Source organism: Streptomyces sp. SAI-135, assembly GCF_029893805.1.
Taxonomy (GTDB): Bacteria; Actinomycetota; Actinomycetes; order Streptomycetales; family Streptomycetaceae; genus Streptomyces.
Window position 1 is genome coordinate 999,272 of record NZ_JARXYP010000002.1, and the last position, 16,410, is coordinate 1,015,681.

At 71.4% G+C, this 16,410-nt stretch carries 19 protein-coding genes; 13 read left to right on the forward strand and 6 right to left on the reverse strand.

The genetic code is table 11. The annotated features are described in order from the left end of the window. Window positions 1-219: 219 nt before the first annotated feature. The 3 genes from M2163_RS08900 (at window position 220) to M2163_RS08910 (ending at window position 1,974) form a co-directional block, all read left to right on the forward strand. Entirely contained in the window at window positions 220-582 is a 363-nt protein-coding gene (locus tag M2163_RS08900; RefSeq protein ID WP_280893657.1) for a tyrosinase cofactor, read from the forward strand. Between the two features lie 32 nt (window positions 583-614). Continuing rightward, window positions 615-1,439 (forward strand): tyrosinase family protein, encoded by an 825-nt coding sequence (locus M2163_RS08905; RefSeq protein WP_280893658.1) that lies wholly within the window; start codon window positions 615-617, stop codon window positions 1,437-1,439. Between the two features lie 82 nt (window positions 1,440-1,521). After that, window positions 1,522-1,974 carry an SRPBCC family protein gene (locus M2163_RS08910; RefSeq protein WP_280893659.1) on the forward strand — a complete coding sequence of 151 codons (453 nt, stop codon included), beginning with the start codon at window positions 1,522-1,524 and terminating at the stop codon, window positions 1,972-1,974. Between the two features lie 21 nt (window positions 1,975-1,995). Here the strand turns inward: M2163_RS08910 and M2163_RS08915 are convergent, their stop codons facing one another. Together M2163_RS08915 and M2163_RS08920 are read right to left on the reverse strand one after the other, a co-directional pair. Further along, window positions 1,996-2,694, reverse strand: a complete 699-nt coding sequence (locus M2163_RS08915) for a ribonuclease H (protein WP_280893660.1) — start codon at window positions 2,692-2,694, stop codon at window positions 1,996-1,998. A 22-nt stretch (window positions 2,695-2,716) separates the two neighbouring features. Continuing rightward, a complete protein-coding gene (locus M2163_RS08920; protein WP_280853345.1) occupies window positions 2,717-3,298 on the reverse strand; it encodes a TetR family transcriptional regulator in 582 nt (193 codons plus the stop codon). A 76-nt stretch (window positions 3,299-3,374) separates the two neighbouring features. Here M2163_RS08920 and M2163_RS08925 point away from each other — a divergent pair, with 76 nt between their 5' ends. Further along, window positions 3,375-4,160, forward strand: a complete 786-nt coding sequence (locus tag M2163_RS08925; protein ID WP_280893661.1) for a class I SAM-dependent methyltransferase — start codon at window positions 3,375-3,377, stop codon at window positions 4,158-4,160. Here the strand turns inward: M2163_RS08925 and M2163_RS08930 are convergent. Further along, entirely contained in the window at window positions 4,157-4,957 is an 801-nt protein-coding gene (locus tag M2163_RS08930; RefSeq protein WP_280853343.1) for a VOC family protein, read from the reverse strand. The genes M2163_RS08925 and M2163_RS08930 overlap by 4 nt on opposite strands. A 306-nt stretch (window positions 4,958-5,263) precedes the next feature. Here M2163_RS08930 and M2163_RS08935 point away from each other — a divergent pair, with 306 nt between their 5' ends. The 3 genes from M2163_RS08935 to M2163_RS08945 are packed head-to-tail and all read left to right on the forward strand — an operon-like array spanning window position 5,264 to window position 8,675. Then, window positions 5,264-6,700, forward strand: coding sequence for a family 2B encapsulin nanocompartment shell protein (locus M2163_RS08935; protein ID WP_280893662.1), 1,437 nt, complete (start codon window positions 5,264-5,266; stop codon window positions 6,698-6,700). Beyond that, window positions 6,697-7,746 (forward strand): family 2 encapsulin nanocompartment cargo protein terpene cyclase, encoded by a 1,050-nt coding sequence (locus M2163_RS08940; RefSeq protein ID WP_280893663.1) that lies wholly within the window; start codon window positions 6,697-6,699, stop codon window positions 7,744-7,746. Before M2163_RS08935 ends, M2163_RS08940 begins: the two co-directional genes overlap by 4 nt. A 50-nt stretch (window positions 7,747-7,796) precedes the next feature. Beyond that, entirely contained in the window at window positions 7,797-8,675 is an 879-nt protein-coding gene (locus M2163_RS08945; protein WP_280893664.1) for a geranyl diphosphate 2-C-methyltransferase, read from the forward strand. Between the two features lies 1 nt (window position 8,676). On the opposite strand, the gene M2163_RS08950 is transcribed toward M2163_RS08945, so the two are convergent. Further along, the gene (locus M2163_RS08950; protein ID WP_280893665.1) at window positions 8,677-9,060 is read right to left on the reverse strand and encodes an STAS domain-containing protein; all 384 of its coding nucleotides are present in this window, start codon (window positions 9,058-9,060) and stop codon (window positions 8,677-8,679) included. A 235-nt stretch (window positions 9,061-9,295) separates the two neighbouring features. On the opposite strand from M2163_RS08950, the gene M2163_RS08955 reads away from it, so the two are divergent. From M2163_RS08955 to M2163_RS08965, 3 genes are all read left to right on the forward strand, one after another. Then, window positions 9,296-9,970 (forward strand): response regulator transcription factor, encoded by a 675-nt coding sequence (locus tag M2163_RS08955; protein WP_280853338.1) that lies wholly within the window; start codon window positions 9,296-9,298, stop codon window positions 9,968-9,970. Window positions 9,971-10,027: 57 nt separating this feature from the next. Next, a complete protein-coding gene (locus tag M2163_RS08960; RefSeq protein WP_280893666.1) occupies window positions 10,028-11,689 on the forward strand; it encodes an ATP-binding protein in 1,662 nt (553 codons plus the stop codon). A gap of 82 nt (window positions 11,690-11,771) precedes the next feature. After that, a complete protein-coding gene (locus M2163_RS08965; RefSeq protein WP_280893667.1) occupies window positions 11,772-12,680 on the forward strand; it encodes an SGNH/GDSL hydrolase family protein in 909 nt (302 codons plus the stop codon). 3 nt (window positions 12,681-12,683) lie between these two features. Here the strand turns inward: M2163_RS08965 and M2163_RS08970 are convergent, their stop codons facing one another. Further along, window positions 12,684-13,166: a VOC family protein gene (locus M2163_RS08970; protein WP_280853335.1), complete on the reverse strand. Its 483-nt coding sequence runs from the start codon at window positions 13,164-13,166 to the stop codon at window positions 12,684-12,686. A 123-nt stretch (window positions 13,167-13,289) separates the two neighbouring features. On the opposite strand from M2163_RS08970, the gene M2163_RS08975 reads away from it, so the two are divergent. From M2163_RS08975 to M2163_RS08985, 3 genes are all read left to right on the forward strand, one after another. Next, a complete protein-coding gene (locus tag M2163_RS08975) occupies window positions 13,290-14,486 on the forward strand; it encodes an epoxide hydrolase family protein (RefSeq protein ID WP_280893668.1) in 1,197 nt (398 codons plus the stop codon). A gap of 122 nt (window positions 14,487-14,608) precedes the next feature. Then, window positions 14,609-15,232: an ATP-dependent Clp protease proteolytic subunit gene (locus M2163_RS08980; RefSeq protein ID WP_280853333.1), complete on the forward strand. Its 624-nt coding sequence runs from the start codon at window positions 14,609-14,611 to the stop codon at window positions 15,230-15,232. Window position 15,233: 1 nt separating this feature from the next. Next, window positions 15,234-15,836, forward strand: a complete 603-nt coding sequence (locus M2163_RS08985) for an ATP-dependent Clp protease proteolytic subunit (RefSeq protein WP_280853332.1) — start codon at window positions 15,234-15,236, stop codon at window positions 15,834-15,836. An 18-nt stretch (window positions 15,837-15,854) separates the two neighbouring features. On the opposite strand, the gene M2163_RS08990 is transcribed toward M2163_RS08985, so the two are convergent. Then, window positions 15,855-16,286 (reverse strand): helix-turn-helix transcriptional regulator, encoded by a 432-nt coding sequence (locus tag M2163_RS08990; RefSeq protein ID WP_280853331.1) that lies wholly within the window; start codon window positions 16,284-16,286, stop codon window positions 15,855-15,857. Window positions 16,287-16,410: the final 124 nt, after the last annotated feature.

Genomic DNA, 16,410 nt, shown 5'->3' on the forward strand with positions numbered 1-16,410 from the left:
GTTCACCCGCAAAGGATCTTCGGATCCGCCACTCGCGGGAGAAGGAATTCCTCCGTCCGGGTACCGGCAAGCCCTCTCCACAGCAAGATCATCTTTGTTCAACGCTGTACGACATGTAGGTAATTGTCTGGATCACAGCCAACCGGCCACGAGCGATTTCTCCCGCTCTCACCAGGGCCGATAGGCATGCGGAGTCCGACGACTCAGGAGGAACACCGCATGCCGGAACTCACCCGCCGTACCGCCCTCACCGCGACGGCCGCCCTCGCCGCGACGGCCGTCGCCGCCCCGCGCGCTGTGGCCGATGAGCACCACCACGACTCCCCCGGCCACCTCGACTCCCCCGGCCCCTTCGACGAGGTCTACAAGGGCCGCCGGATACAGGGCCGGTCCACCGGGGGCCACCACGGCGGCTACCGGGTGACGGTCGACGGCGTGGAGCTGCACGTGATGCGCAACGCCGACGGCACCTGGATCAGCGTCGTCAGCCACTACGACCCGGTGCCCACCCCGCGTGCCGCCGCACGGGCCGCCGTCGACGAGCTCCAGGGCGCGCGACTGCTGCCCTTCCCCGCCAACTGACCGTCCCGTACGCCTTTTTGGAGCACCCGCACATGACCGTCCGCAAGAACCAGGCAGCCCTGACCACCGACGAGAAGCGCCGGTTCGTCGCCGCCGTCCTGGAGCTGAAGCGCAGCGGCCGCTACGACACGTTCGTCACCACGCACAACGGATTCATCATGGCCGACACCGACAACACGGAGCGCACCGGCCACCGTTCGCCCTCCTTCCTGCCCTGGCACCGCAGATTCCTGCTCGACTTCGAGCAGGCCCTGCAGTCGGTGGACTCCTCGGTCACGCTCCCCTACTGGGACTGGAGCACCGACCGCTCCCCCCGCGCCTCGCTGTGGGGCCCCGACTTCCTCGGCGGCACCGGGCGCAGCCGGGACGGACGGGTGATGGACGGCCCGTTCGCCGCGGACACCGGAAACTGGCCGATCACCGTACGCGTCGACGGCCGGACGTATCTGCGGCGCTCGCTCGGCAGCGGGGTACGGGAGCTGCCGACCCCGGGCGAGGTGGAGTCGGTGCTGTCCATGGCGACGTACGACACGGCCCCCTGGAACAGCGCGTCGGACGGCTTCCGCAACCATCTGGAGGGCTGGCGCGGGGTCAACCTGCACAACCGGGTCCATGTCTGGGTGGGCGGGCAGATGGCGACCGGGGTCTCCCCCAACGACCCGGTGTTCTGGCTCCACCACGCCTACGTGGACAAGCTGTGGGCCCGGTGGCAGCGCAGGCATCCGGACTCCCGCTACGTCCCGGCGGGCGGCACTCCCGATGTCGTCGATCTCGACGAGACCATGAAGCCGTGGAACGACGTGCGCCCCTCGGACCTGCTGGACCACACCCCCCTCTACACCTTCGACACCGCATAGGAGTCGGCTTGCGGTGGTTTGCCCTCCGGGCGCTGCGGTACCCGCGCCGCACACACCGAGAAGACGAAGGAGGGATTCACCCGTGTCGCAGGTCGAGGAATCCATCGAGGTCGGCGTGCCGGTGCACACCGCCTACAACCAGTGGACGCAGTTCGAGACGTTCCCCGAGTTCATGAGCGGGGTCGAGCGCATCGAACAGCGCACCGACACGCTCACGCACTGGGTGACCAACGTCAACGGGGTGCACAGGGAGTTCGACGCGGAGATCACCGAGCAGATCCCGGACGAGCGGGTCGCGTGGACCACGATCGCCGGGGAGGCCAAGCAGGCCGGTGCGGTGACCTTCCACCGGCTCGACGACGGCCACACCAAGGTGATGCTCCAGATGGACTTCCATCCGGACAGCATCACCGAGAAGGTGGGCGACAAGCTCGGGTTCGTGAAGCGGCAGACCAAGGGCGACCTGGAGCGCTTCAAGACATTCATCGAGGAGCGCGGTCAGGAGACCGGCGAGTGGCGCGGCGCGGTCCTCTGACGGTCGCGTCCCGGCCGACCGCTAACCGGCCGCCTCCGTACGGCACTCCGGGTGCCCCCAGCCCTGGGCGTTCTTGGCGATGGGCTCGCCCGCCGCGTAGGAACGTCCGCACAGACACCGGCCGGGGAACTTGGCCTTGATCGTGCGGGAAGACGAACCACCGCTCCGCTTGGGCGACTTGGCCCGGGCGGGGCGGTCGGTCTTTTTCGGGGTGTCCGGCGACGGCGGCGGCTCGGGGGAGCCGAGTTCGCTGCTCGCGGGCTCCTGGACGATCGCCGCCTGGCTGGCCGCGCGGTCGGCGAAGTCGTTCAGCGGGTCGCCGTCGACCTGGTGGGCGGGGACGTAACGGAATTCGACCGCGCGCCCGTCGAGCAGTTCGTCGATGCGCACGACGAGCTCCTGGTTGGCGACCGGCTTGCCCGCGGAGGTCTTCCAGCCGTTGCGCTTCCAGCCCGGCAGCCAGGTGGTGACGGCCTTCATGGCGTACTGGGAGTCCATCCGGATCTCCAGCGGGACGTCCGGGTCGGTGGCGGCGAGCAGCCGTTCCAGTGCGGTGAGTTCGGCGACGTTGTTGGTGGCCCGGCCGAGCGGGCCGGCCTCCCAGCGGTCCGGGGTCTCGGACTCGTCCGCGATGACCCAGGCCCACGCCGCGGGTCCCGGATTTCCCTTCGAAGCCCCGTCGCACGCGGCCACCAGTCGTTCACGCATGCGCCCGATCATGCCATGAGCGCAGGGGCGCCCTTCACCCCACCGGGACGACCGCGGCCACGACCCTGCGGACCTCCTCGCCCCCGGGCGCCGCGCCCTCCGCGTCGGCGAAGAGCAGGTGGGCGGCCCCGATCAGGGTGGGCGCGAGTAGGTCCACGTCGGCGTCGGCCGGGACGCGCCCGCGTTCGCGCTCGGCGGCGAGATAGCCGGCCACCATCGCCGTGGCCTCCCGCAGTACCGGCACTCCCCCGCCCCGCGCCTCGCGCAGCCGGGCGCGCAGGGCGTCCCGCGCGATGACCAGGCCGACGATCCGCAGGGCGACCGTCCCGAAGAGATCGGTCAGGGCGGCGGCGAGGTTGTCCACGACGTCACCGGTCCCCGCCGCCTCGCGCAGGCTCCGGGACCGCGCCTCGATCCGGCCGGTACGGTCCAGCACGAGGTCGGCGAGAAAGGCGTCGAAGTCCTCGAAGTGGCGGTGGAGCACCCCTTTGGCCACTCCCGCCTCGGTGGTGACGGCCCGGCTGGTCAGCGCGTTGGCCCCGTCCCGGAGCAGGATCCGCTCGGCCGCGTCGAACAGCTGCTCCCGCACATCACGGATGGCGATCCCTGTCGGCACGGCCCACCTCTCGCTCTTCCTCGGACATCCTCCCTGATTCTTGTCGAGTGGGCATGCGCCCACTTAGAGTGGGCGCATGCCCACTTCTGCTGGAAGACACCGCGAGATCGCCGAGTCGTACGGTGCGGACGCCGAGCGTTACGACCGCACCCGCCCCCGTTACCCCGACGCCCTGGTGGACCGGATCGTCGCAGGGAGCCCTGGGCGGGAGGTGCTGGACGTCGGCACGGGCACCGGAATCGCCGGCCTGGCGTTCCGGGCGCGCGGCTGCCGGGTCCTCGGCGTCGAGCCCGACGCGCGGATGGCCGCGTTCGCGCGTCGGAAGGGGCTGGACGTCGAGACAGCCCGGTTCGAGGAGTGGGATCCGGCGGGCCGGGACTTCGACGCGGTCGTCGCGGGCACCGTCTGGCACTGGGTCGACCCCGTCGCCGGTGCCGCGCAGGCGGCCCGGGTGCTGCGGCCGGGAGGACGGCTGGCCCTGTTCTGGAACGCCTTCCAGCCTGCGGAGGACGTGGCCGCGGCATTCGCCGACGCCTACGCCCGCGTCCTGCCCGACACGCCGATGGACTGGCGCCGGATGACCGGCCCCGACGCCTACGCGGGCGTCTGCGCCAGGGCGGCCGACGGGATCCGCGCGGCGTCGGCGTTCGACGAGCCGCAGGAGTGGCGCTTCGAGTGGGACCGGGTCTACACCCGCGCCGAGTGGCTGGACCAGGTGCCCACCTTCGGCGGCCACGGGCAGTTGCCCGCCGAGAAGCTCGACGCCCTGCTCGGCTGCCTCGGCGAGGCGGTCGACGCGTTGGGCGGGAGCTTCTCCCTGCACTACACGGCCGTGGTGGTCACGGCCGTGCGCACCGGCTAGGGCACGTCGGAGATCTGCGGCATCTCGCCCTGGGTCGTCGTCACGTCGATCACCGAGAAGCTCGCGCCCTGCGGGTCGCTGAGGGCCGCGAACCGGCCGAACGGCGAGTCCATGGGCCCGAACCGCAGGACGGCGCCCAGTTTGGTGGCGCGGGCCACGGCGTCGTCGCAGTCGTCGACGGTGAAGTAGACGTTGATGTACGCCGGAACCTCGGGCGGGAAGTCGTCGGTCATCCTCATGCGGCCGAGGACGGTGTTCTCCCCGAGGTCGAACATGCGGAAGTCGATGGCGTCGTCCTGCATCTGCTTGGCGCTGTAGCCGAAGACGGCGGGGAAGAACGCGTCGGACTTCTCCGGTTCGCGGGTGAAGATCTCGGCCCAGCAGAACGCGCCGGGCTGCTCGGGCGGTGCCTCGAAGCCCTCGTGGGTGCCACCCTGCCACACACCGAAGACCACGCCGCTCGGGTCGCGCCCCAGGCACATGGTGCCGAAGTCGCCGACCTGCATCGGTTCCATGAGCACCTCGCCGCCGTTGTCACGGATTTTGCCGGCGGTGGCGGCCGCGTCCGGCGAGGCCAGGTACAGGCACCACTGCGACTGACCCTCCTGGCCGGGCATGGGCGGCACGACGGCGGCGACGGCCCTGCCGTCCGCGTAGGCCTGCGTGTAGTTGCCGTACTCCGACGACGCCTCGCCGAAGGTCCAGCCGAGGACGTCACCGTAGAAGCTCTTGGCTCCCTCGACGTCACTGAACATCGCGTCGGCCCAACAGGGGGTTCCCTCAGGTTGTACGGCCATGATCGCGGCCCTTCCCGAATCGTTGGTCGGTCCGTCTCCACACGCTAGTCACGGGCGCGCCCGACCGCGCGCCGAACAGACGATTCCACTCCAGACCGGACAGACCGGCACGGGCTGTGCGCGAGCGCGCACACCTCACCTGTCCTGAGGAGCGCGGGAGCGCTCATGAGGCGCCGACTGCCTCACCGGCGGGGTTTACACCTTCCCACCCGCGAAGCCGCCCCCTTCACGCCCTGCTCAGGCGGCCCGTCCGGCTGTTTGGCTGGTACACGCGCCTGGCCACCCAGCTCACTCCCAGGAGGGAACGTGTCCACATCGGACAGCGCCACCGGCCCCGCCGTCGACGAACCCGATCCGCCCGCCGAAGCCCAGTTCACCAGCCTCAGCACCACTGCGGCCCGACAGCTCGCCACCACCACCAAGTCCGAACCCCAGATGCAGGCCATCAGCTCGCGCTGGCTGCTGCGCATGCTGCCGTGGGTGGACGTCAAGGGCGGCACCTACCGGGTCAACCGGCGCCTCCAGCTCCGGGTCGGCCGGGGCAGGGTGCAGTTCGAGCAGAACGGCGCCGACGACATCCGGGTCATCCCCCGGACGCTCACCGAACTGCCCGCCCTGCGCGGCTACTGCGACATCGACGTGCTCAAGGAGATCGCGACCCGCTTCCGGATCCGGCACATCCGCGCCGGCCAGGTCCTGGTCGAGGCCGGGCAGCCGGTCACGGAGGCCTACCTCGTGGTGCACGGCCGCTTCACCCGCTTCGCCGAGGGCAAGTACGGCGAGGAGGAGATCGTCGGCGTCGTCACCGACGGCGACCAAATGGGCGACGAGGCCATCGGCCGGCCCGACCCGCTGTGGCTGAGCTCGGTGCGGGCGGAGACCGCGGGCACCGTGCTGGTCCTGCCCTGGTCCGTGGTCACCGAGTTCACCGAGCGGGTGCCGTCCCTCGCGGACCACCTGGAGGCCTACGCGCGCCGGCAGAGCCTGCCGATGAACCGCAAGGGCGAGGCCGACGTCCCCGTCCAGGCCGGCCACGTCGGGGAACCGACGATCAGCGGCGGCTACGTCGACTACGAACTCTCCCCACGCGAGTACGAGTTGTCCCTGACCCAGACCGTGCTGCGGGTCCACACCCGGGTCGCCGACCTCTACAACAACCCGATGGACCAGACCGAGCAGCAACTGCGCCTGACCATCGAGGAGATCCGGGAGCGCCAGGAGTGGGAGCTGGTCAACAACCGGGAGTTCGGACTGCTGCACAACGCCGACCACAGCCAGCGCATCAGCACCTTCACCGGCCCGCCGACCCCGGACGACATGGACGAACTCCTCGCCATGCGCCGCAAGACCAAGCTGTTCCTCGCCCACCCCAAGGCCATCGCCGCGTTCTTCCGGCAGTGCAACCGGCGCGGTCTGGTGCCGGGCACGGCGAGCGTCGAGGGACACGAGATCCCCGCCTGGCGTGGTGTGCCGATCTTCCCCTGCAACAAGATCCCGGTCAGCGGGCAGCACACCAGCAGCATCATCGCGCTGCGCACCGGGGAGGGCGATCAGGGCGCCATCGGGCTCTACCAGACCGGCATCCCCGAGGAGTACCAACCGGGCCTGAACGTGCGGTTCATGGGGATCGACGCCAACTCGATCATCCGCTACCTGGTCACCGCCTACTACTCGATGGCCATCCTCGTCCCCGACGCGGTGGGGATCCTGGAGAACGCCCAGATCGGCCGGACGCCAGAGTGACCGCGACGAACACCCGGCCCCTGCCCGGCCCGCCCGACATCGCGAGCAGCCTGCGCACCCCTCGGCGCGGCGGGGCGGTCCCCGGGCTCAGACACCGGCAGGTCGCGCCCGCCGATCCGGTCAAGGCCGCGGAGATCGACCGCAGGCTGGAGGCCTGGGCCCGTCGCCTGGACCTGTTCCCCGAAGCCTGGAAGGGGGACTTCTCGGGGTTCCAGTTCGGCCGGGCCGTGGTCCTCCAGCATCCGCGGGCCGTCGATCTCGAACGGCTCACGGTCGCCGGGGAGTTGCTGCTCGCGGAGAACGTCGTCGACTCCTGCTACTGCGAGGAGGACGAGGGCCGCGGCGGAGCCCGCCGGGGCCTGGGCGGCCGGCTCGTCATGGCCCAGTCCGCGATCGACCCGTACCACGGCATCCCCGAACTGGAGGAGGAGTGGCGCGAGGGCGTACGCGCCGACGGGCCCCTGCGTTCCTACCACTTCGCCCTCGAGGACTACTCCGCGTTCGCCACCCCGAGCCAGAGAGACCGCTTCGTCCACGACATCGCCCGGCTGCACCTGGGCTACCTCGCCGAGGCCGCCTGGGCGGAGACCCGGTACATGCCGCGGGTCTGGGAGTACCTCGTCATGCGGCAGTTCAACAACTTCCGGCCCTGTCTGTCGATCGTGGACGCCGTCGACGGCTGCGAACTGCCCGAGGCGCTCTACGCCCGGCCCGAGATCCAGCGCGTCACGGCTCTCGCCTGCAACGCCACCACCATCGTCAACGACCTCTACTCCTTCACCAAGGAACTGGCGAGCGACCCCACCCACCTCAACCTGCCGCAGGTCGTCGCCGCCAACGACCGCTGCGGGCTGAAGGCCGCCTACCTGAAGTCCGTCGAGATCCACAACCGGATCATGGCGGCCTTCGACGAGGAGTCGGCCCTGCTGTCCGCCGGCTCGCCGCTCGTGGAGCGCTACACCCGGAGCCTGTCCGACTGGGTCGCCGGGAACCACGAGTGGCACGCCACCAACAGCCACCGCTACCACCTGCCCAACTACTGGTAACCCGACCGCACATGACGCAACGCCACATGCACCAGCACGAGGAGTCACCGTTGACCACCGCCCCCCGCACCGGCACCGGGACCACCCGGGTGCCGACCCAGTCGACGTACCAGAACCGTGTCGCGGACTACTGGAACGCCGAGGAGAACCCGGTCAACCTCGAACTCGGCAAGCTCGACGACCTCTACCACCACCACTACGGCATCGGAGCGGCCGACCGCTCCGTCCTCGACGAACCCGATCCGGTGCGGCGGCGCGAGCGGATCACCGCCGAACTGCACCGCCTGGAACACGCCCAGGCCGAGCTCCTCGCCGCCCGGCTCGGCCCGCTCGGCCCCGAGGACCGGGTCTTCGACGCCGGGTGCGGGCGCGGCGGCGGCAGTGTCGTGGCGCACCTGACCTACGGCTGCCACGCCGACGGCGTCACCATCTCCGAGAAGCAGGCGGAGTTCGCGAACGCCCAGGCCCGCAAGCGCGGCATCGACGACCGGGTGCGCTACCACCACCGCAACATGCTCGACACCGGGCTCCCGTCGGGCGCCTACGCGGCCTCCTGGAACAACGAGTCGACCATGTACGTCGAGCTGGACCTGCTGTTCGCCGAGCACGCCCGGCTGCTGCGCCGCGGCGGACGCTATGTGGTGATCACCGGCTGCTACAACGACACCTACGGACAGGCCTCCCGTGAGGTCTCGCTCATCAACGCCCACTACATCTGCGACATCCATCCGCGCTCGGCGTACTTCCGGGCGATGGCCCGCAACCGGCTGGTGCCGGTGCACGTGGAGGACCTGACCGAGGCGGCCCTGCCCTACTGGGAGCTGCGCAAGGAGGCCGACCATCTGATGACCGGGATCGAGGAGACCTTTGTGACCGCCTACCGGAACGGCAGTTTCCAGTACCTGCTGATCGCAGCCGACCGGGTCTGAGTCAGCGGCCCGCCACCTCGTCCCACGTGGTCGCCGGGTCGAACACGTCCAGCGTGCCGTGCGCCCTCAGCAGCCGCCGGGTACCGGGGCCGCACAGCACGGAGAAGGTCGCGCCGCCCTCGATCACCCGGCGACGCAGCCGGAGCAGCAGGTTGAGGCCCGTGGAGTCGACGAAGGAGACCGGGCGCAGGTCGACGACGTAGGCCGGCGCGGCGAGGGCCACGAGGGAGTCGAGCCAGCAGCGCAGCTGATGGGCGGTCGCGAGGTCGATGTCGCCGTGCAGTTCGGCGAGCACCAGGCCGTCCGGGTCGCGCACGAGTCCGTGGTCTCCGGGCGGCGGTGGCCAGGACGCCGTGACGACGGGGGGCGGGTCGCTGTCGTGCACTGTGTACCGTCCCCGCTCGCGTGCCGGTGCCTCCGCGCCGGGACCTGCGCTCCGGCGCGGACGCGTGCGGCGGTTTCACGTTCCCCGCGCCGCACGTGTCCGCTCCGGACCCCCCGGGCGGCTCCCCCCTTGAACCGTGGTGCTTACTGTTCTACCTTCGCCACATGGTCTGGGCATCAACGCCCCCTCACCAGCGACACAACGGGCGGGCACCGGGCGGGCCAGGTGATGCGGAATGCGCCCGCACCTCGCCCTGATCGAGGACGAGCCGGACTTCGCACTGATGTGCCGTTCCTATCTGGAGCGGGCCGGATTCACCGTCACCTGGGCCATGGACGCCCGCGCCGGAAAGTCCGTGCTGTACGAGAGCCGCGTCGACCTCGCGATCCTGGACCTGGGACTCCCGGACGGCAGCGGCCTCGAGTTGCTGCGGGCCCTCAGGTCGACGAGCCGCCTGCCCGTCATCGTGGTCTCGGGGCGCGGCGCGGAGGCGGACCGGGTGGCTGGGCTGGAGATCGGCGCGGACGACTACCTGGTCAAGCCGTTCTCCCAGCGCGAGCTGGTGGCCCGGATCCATGCCGTGCTGCGCCGCTCGCAGCCCCCGGAGCCGCCGAGCGTGATCCAGGCCGGTTCCCTGCTCGTCGACACGGCGGCCCGGCAGGTCTCCGTCGACGGCGTCCCGCTGACCCTGCGCCCCAAGGAGTTCGCCCTGCTGGAGATGCTGGCCGCCGCGCCCGGCCGGGTCTTCTCGGCGGCGCAGCTGCTGGAGCGGATCTGGGGTGCGTCCTGGCAGCAGCCCGCGACCGTGATCGAGCATGTGTACCGGCTGCGCGGCAAGCTCGCCGAACTGCCCGCCCCCGCACCGCGGATCACCACCGTCCGCGGCTACGGCTACCGCCTCGACCCCTGAGACGGGGATCCCCGGGACGGGGGTTCCTCAGACACGGCCCGGCCAGGAGGTCCGCCCATGCCCGACACCCCGGACTTCCGGCGTCTGTTCGACTCGAACCTGTCCCCGTTGCTCGTCCTCACCCCCGACTTCGTCATCGTCGAGGTCAACCGCGCCTATCTGACGGCCACGCGCACCGACCGCTCCATCGTCGGGCGGCCCATCTTCGACGTGTTCCCGGACAACCCCGAGGACCCGTCGGCCGACGGCGTGGCCAATCTGCGCCGCTCGCTGGAGACGGTCGTGGCGAGCGGCCGTACGGACACCATGGCCCTGCAGCGCTACGACATCCCGACGAGCGAGCCGGGCGTCTTCGCCGAGCGGTACTGGAGCCCGGTGAACGCGCCGGTGCTGGACGACGAGGGCCGGCTGACGCACATCATCCACCGGGTCGAGGACGTCACGGAGTTCGTGCATCTGCGGCGGGTGGGGCGGGAGCAGCAGCGGGCGGTCGCCGACGCGCAGATGCGCGCGGAGGGCATGGAGATCGACCTGTTCGTGCGGGCACGGGAGATCCGCGAGGTGAACGAGCAGCTGAACCGGGTCAACGCCGAGCTGGACGCCTCGGGGCGCCGGCTGCGGGAGGAGCAGCGGGCCAAGGACCGGTTCATCGCCACGCTCTCGCACGAGCTGCGCAATCCCCTCGCGGCCGCGACCGCGGCCACCGAACTGCTCGCCCTGGACATGCCGGAGGGGCATCCGGCGCTGGCCGTCCTGGAGCGGCAACTGGGGACGCTGGCCCGGATGAGCAACGACCTGCTGGACGGCACCCGGGCGGTGACCGGCCGGCTGGAGCTGGTGCGGGAACCGGTCGACCTGCGCTCGGTCGTCGAGGGGGCCTGCGCGGACATCCGCGGCCTCTTCGCGCACGACGGCCGCACCCTGAACGTACGACTGCCCGACGCGCCCCTGGTCGTCGACGGCGACCGGCTGCGGCTCGCGCAGGTCCTGACCAACCTGCTGTCGAACGCGCTCAAGTACACCCGGCCCGGCGGGCGCACCGAGGTGGAGCTCGCCGACGGGGGCGGTGAGGCGCGGCTGACCGTGCGGGACGACGGCATCGGCTTCGCGCCCGGTCAGGCCGAGGAGCTGTTCGGGGTGTTCATGCGGGCGGCGCCCGCCGGTCCCGACACGCCGGAGGGCCTGGGGCTGGGGCTCGCCGTCGCTCGGACGATCGCGGAACTGCACCACGGCCGGGTCGGCGCGCACAGCGACGGGCCCGGCACAGGGGCGACCTTCACGGTGGTCCTGCCGGCGGACGGCGCCCCGGCGCTGCCGCTGCCCCGCTCGACGCCCGCCCGGTCCGCGTCCCGCGGGCTGGCCGTGCTGATCGTCGAGGACAACGAGGACCTGGCCGCGACCTACCACACGCTGCTGGAACGGCAGGGCCACCGGGTGACGACCGTGCACACCGGCACCGCCGCACTCACCGCGACCGGGGCGCAGGCGTTCGACGTGGTGCTGTGCGACCTGGGCCTGCCGGACATCGACGGTCACACGGTCGCCCGCCGGGTGCGGGCGAGGCCGGGCGGCGAGCGGCTGCGGCTCATCGCGCTCTCCGGCTTCAGCCAGGGCACCGACCGCGCGCTGTCCCGGGCGGCCGGGTTCGACGCCCATCTGACCAAGCCGCTGCCGCTGACCGAACTGACGGACGTCCTGGAGCGCCGGGACGGCGGCTGAACCGTGCCGCGCGTCTTCCCCCCTGGACCCGGCTGTGCTTGCCTGGGGAACCGTTTTTCGGCGACCGGGGCGGGAGTCGCGCATGCGGACACGGTGGATCGTGGGACTACTGACCGCAGTGCTGCTGCTCGGCGCCTGCGGCGACCCCTCCGACGGGCCCGAGCCGGCGCCCCCGACGCCGGACGTCCCCCGCGCGGCCACCACGCACCAGCGCGCCCAGTCCTCCCCGCACGCCTCCGCGGCCGTGGTCGCCCCGCGGGTGCTGTATCTCGGCGACTCGCTCGCCATGGAGGCCCAGCGGGTGCTCGGGCAGGAGCTGCGCCGGGAACTGCGGGCCACGTACACGAGCGCGCCCTACTCGGGCACCACACTGTGCGACTACCTGGAGGACACGGGGAAGAAGTCGCTGGTGCCCGACCGGGACAAGGCCGCCGCGCTGGTCCGGGCCCGGCACCCGGACTTCGTGGTGCTGCAGTTCTGGGGCAACGCGTGGGACTACACCTGGTGCATGGACGGGATCAGCCACGCCGCCTCGCCGCAGCAGTACTTCAGCCGGTACCGGGCGGACCTGCGGAGGCTGACCGGTCAGATCGCCGCGGCCGGCGGTGAGCGTCGGCCGCGGATCGTGTGGGTGGCGCAGGGCCCGGACCCGATCACCCCCGACCGGGTCCGGCGCGTGAACGAGCTGTACGCCGAGCAGGCTGCCGCCTCGGGCGACGTCGTCGCCGACGCGGGCGCGACGGTGGCGCCCGCCGGATCCCGCTACTCCTGGGTGCAGTACCTGCCGTGCACCTCCTACGAGCACGAGCATCCCGACTACTGCACCCAGCCGGACCGCGATCGCACCGCCCTGCATCTCGACAAGGACTACCTGCACTTCTGCCTGGCGCCCACGACCTCCACGCCCCGGCCCTGCCCGGCGCGCTCCCCCGGGATCCTGCGGATCGCCCGGGAGATCACACGGGTGGTCGGCCGGACGCCAGCCGGCTGACGCTCACTCGCCCGCGTACGCCTTCTCCAGGGCGGCCACGTCGAACTTGCTCATCGCCATGAACGCCTTGGTGACGCGGGCCGCCTTCTGCGGGTCCGGGTCGCCCACCATGTCGGCGAGCCCCTCGGGCACGACCTGCCACGACAGCCCGTAACGGTCCTTGAGCCAGCCGCAGGGGCCGGGCTCGCCGCCGTTCTCGGTGAGCTTGGTCCAGTAGTAGTCGATCTCCTCCTGGTCCGCGCAGAAGATCTGGAAGGAGACGGCTTCGGTGAACGTGAACTGCGGTCCGCCGTTGAGGGCGACGAAGTTCTGCCCGTTGGCCGTGAAGTCCACCGTCAGGACGGTCCCGGCGGGCTGCATCGCGCCCTCGGGATAGTGGGTGACCCTGCCGATGGTGGAGTCCTTGAAGACCGAGACGTAGAAGTGCGCGGCTTCCTCGGCCTGGCCGTCGAACCAGAGACACGTGGTGAAAGGCTTGCTCGCCATGGGGTCCTCCCGAAGGGTCGTGGTGCGGTCATCTCTGTGGACCGGTCCCCGGCGCAGAACTCATCGGTCGGGCGGCCGGTTAATCCATGTGGCTTGTACACCGGTGCGACCTAGCATCCCCGCATGACGTCAACCGGCAGCATCACGCCCTTTCGCCTCGACATTCCGCAGCGCGACCTCGACGACCTCCACGAGCGCCTCGACCGCACTCGCTGGCCCGACGACCTCTCGGCCACGGGGTGGGCGTACGGCGTGCCGGCCGGCTACCTGCGTGAGCTCGCGGACCACTGGCGGCACTCCTACGACTGGCGCGCGGCCGAGGCCCGGCTGAACGAATGGCCGCAGTTCACGACCGTCATCGACGGCACGACCGTCCACTTCGCCCACGTCCGCTCCCCCGAGCCGGACGCCACCCCCCTCGTCATCACGCACGGCTGGCCCGGCTCGATCGTCGAGTTCCTGGACGTGGTGGGCCCGTTGACCGATCCGGCGGCCCACGGCGGCGACCCGGCCGACGCCTTCCATGTCGTCGTACCGAGCGTTCCGGGGTTCGGACTGTCCGGGCCGCCCGCGGACACCGGCTGGGAGGCGGGCCGGATCGCCGCCGCGTGGGCCGAGCTGATGACCCGGCTCGGCTACGAGCGGTTCGGCGCGCAGGGCGGTGACTGGGGCGCGGCGATCTCCCGGGAGCTGGGCCGCGCCCGTCCCGAGCGGGTCATCGGCGTCCACCTCAATCTGCTGCCGGGCGCGCAGGCCACCCGTGAACCGACCGAGGAGGAACTCGCCGCGCTCGGACCCGGGGAGCGGGAGCGCGCCCTGGAGTCGTGGCGCCGCTGGAGCGCCTGGTCCGGCGAGGGCACCGGGTACGCCGTCCTGCACTCCACCCGGCCGCAGACCCTCGCCTACGCCCTCACCGACTCGCCGGTCGGCCAACTCGCCTGGATCGTGGAGAAGTTCCAGGAGTGGACGGACTCCGCGGAGCTGCCCGAGGAGGCCGTGGACCGGGACCGGCTGCTGACCAACGTGATGCTGTACTGGCTGACCGGGACCGCCGGTTCGGCCGCGCGGATCTACTACGAGCGGGCGCACGCCACCGGTGACCGGGCGGCACGGCCCACCGAGCCGTCGACCGTGCCGACCGCCCTCGCCGTCTTCCCGGCCGAGATCCAGGTCCCGCTGCGGCACAGGGCGGAGCGCACCGAGAACCTCGTGCGCTGGACCGAGTTCGACCGGGGCGGCCACTTCGCGGCGATGGAGGAGCCGGACCTGCTGGTGGGCGACGTGCGGGCGTTCTTCCGGCAGCTGCGCGAGACGGGCTGAGCACACCCCCGGGGCAGTGCTCTGCCGGTGGCGAATCTGCCACCGGCAGAGAAACCGCTGCCGGGCGTCGCCCGAGGTCGACAGTGGAGCCGACGGCATCCCTACGACCACGAGGACCGCCCATGACTTCCCTCCGGGCCGAGGACGGCGACACCCCTCCCACCCGCTTCGACGACCAACTGGCCGCCCAGCTCCTCGCCCAGCGCATCGTGCTGCTGGGCACCCAGGTCGACGAGGTCTCCGCCAACCGCGTCTGCTCCCAGCTGCTGGTCCTGTCCGCGGAGGACCCGCGCACCGACATCAGCCTGTACATCAACAGTCCGGGCGGTTCGGTGTACGCGGGCCTCGCCATCTACGACACGATGCGGCTGATCCCCAACGACGTGTCGACGCTGGCCATGGGCTTCGCGGCGAGCATGGGCCAGTTCCTGCTCTGCGGGGGCACCCCCGGCAAGCGGTACGCCCTGCCGAACGCGCGGATCATGATGCACCAGGGCTCCGCGGGCATCGGCGGGACCACCGCCGACATCCTGATCCAGGCGGAGAACCTGGATCACAGCAAGCAGACGATGGAGCGCCTCCTCGCCGAGAACACGGGCCAGACTCCGGAGACGATCGCCCGCGACGGCGACCGCGACCGCTGGTTCACGGCCGAGGAGGCCAGGGAGTACGGCATGGTGGACCGGGTCGTGGAGTCCCTCGCGGACGTCCGCCCGGCCGCCTCCAGGCGACGGATGGGGCTCTGACATGGCGAACTACACGATTCCGTACGTCACCGAGCGCACCGCGCACGGCGAGCGGTCCTCCGACGTGTTCAGCCGGCTGCTCTCCGAGCGGATCATCTTCCTCGGCACCGAGATCGACGACGGGGTCGCCAACGTCGTGATCGCGCAGCTCCTGCACCTGGAGTCGGCGGCGCCGGAGAACGAGATCTCGATCTACATCAACTCCCCCGGCGGATCGTTCACCTCGCTGATGGCGATCTACGACACGATGACCTATGTGCAGGCGCCCATCTCGACGCTGTGCGTGGGGCAGGCGGCCTCCACCGCGGCCGTCCTGCTGGCCGGCGGGGACCCCGGGCGGCGGCTCGTCCTGGAGCACGCGCGCGTGCTGCTCGGCCAGCCCGCCTCCGGCGGCAGCCGCGGCGCGATCTCCGATCTCGCCCTCCAGGCCAAGGAGATGGTCCGCATCCGCTCCCAGGTCGAGGAGGTGCTGGCCCGCCACACCCGCCACGACATCGCGACCCTGCGCGCGGACATGGACCGCGACAAGGTGTTCACCGCGCAGGAGGCCGTGGAGTACGGGCTGGCCGACGAGGTGGTCAGCCGGCGCCTCGTGACGGTCTGAGGCACCGGCCGCGCCGCGTCAGGCCGCCAGGCACATCCCGTTGTTGTACGGCGACCCCGGCACCGCGCGGCGGCTGCGTGCGGAGTGCCGGGTGAGCTCCCCCTGGGCCAGGGAGAGCAGATCGCCGAGGCCGAGGCCGAGGGCCTGGGCGGCGGCCGCGAGGACCTCCGAGGAAGCCTCCTTGCGGCCGCGCTCGACCTCGGAGAGGTAGGGCATCGAGATCCGGGCCGCGTCGGCCACGTCCTTGAGCGTGCGCTCCTGGGCGAGCCGCTCGCGGCGCAGGACGTCTCCGACGAGGTCACGCCACAGGGGTTCTCTGGTCTCCCTGGTGGCCGACTCCTTCGGCGGTGTGGCGGCGGGGCGGTCGGACACCGGGCGGACGGTCCCCGGGCGCGCGGACTGCGGGCGCAGGGGGATCACGCGGGCTTGGTTCGGCGCTTCGTTGCTCACCGGATCAGCCTAGATTCCGTGGCCGTCAGGGGAAGGGGTCGGCATTCTGCCCTGGGTGGAATCGACGACGGGCACAGGAGCACTACCAACGCTGGGATTGCCCATGGGACCGGCGACTTCTGGC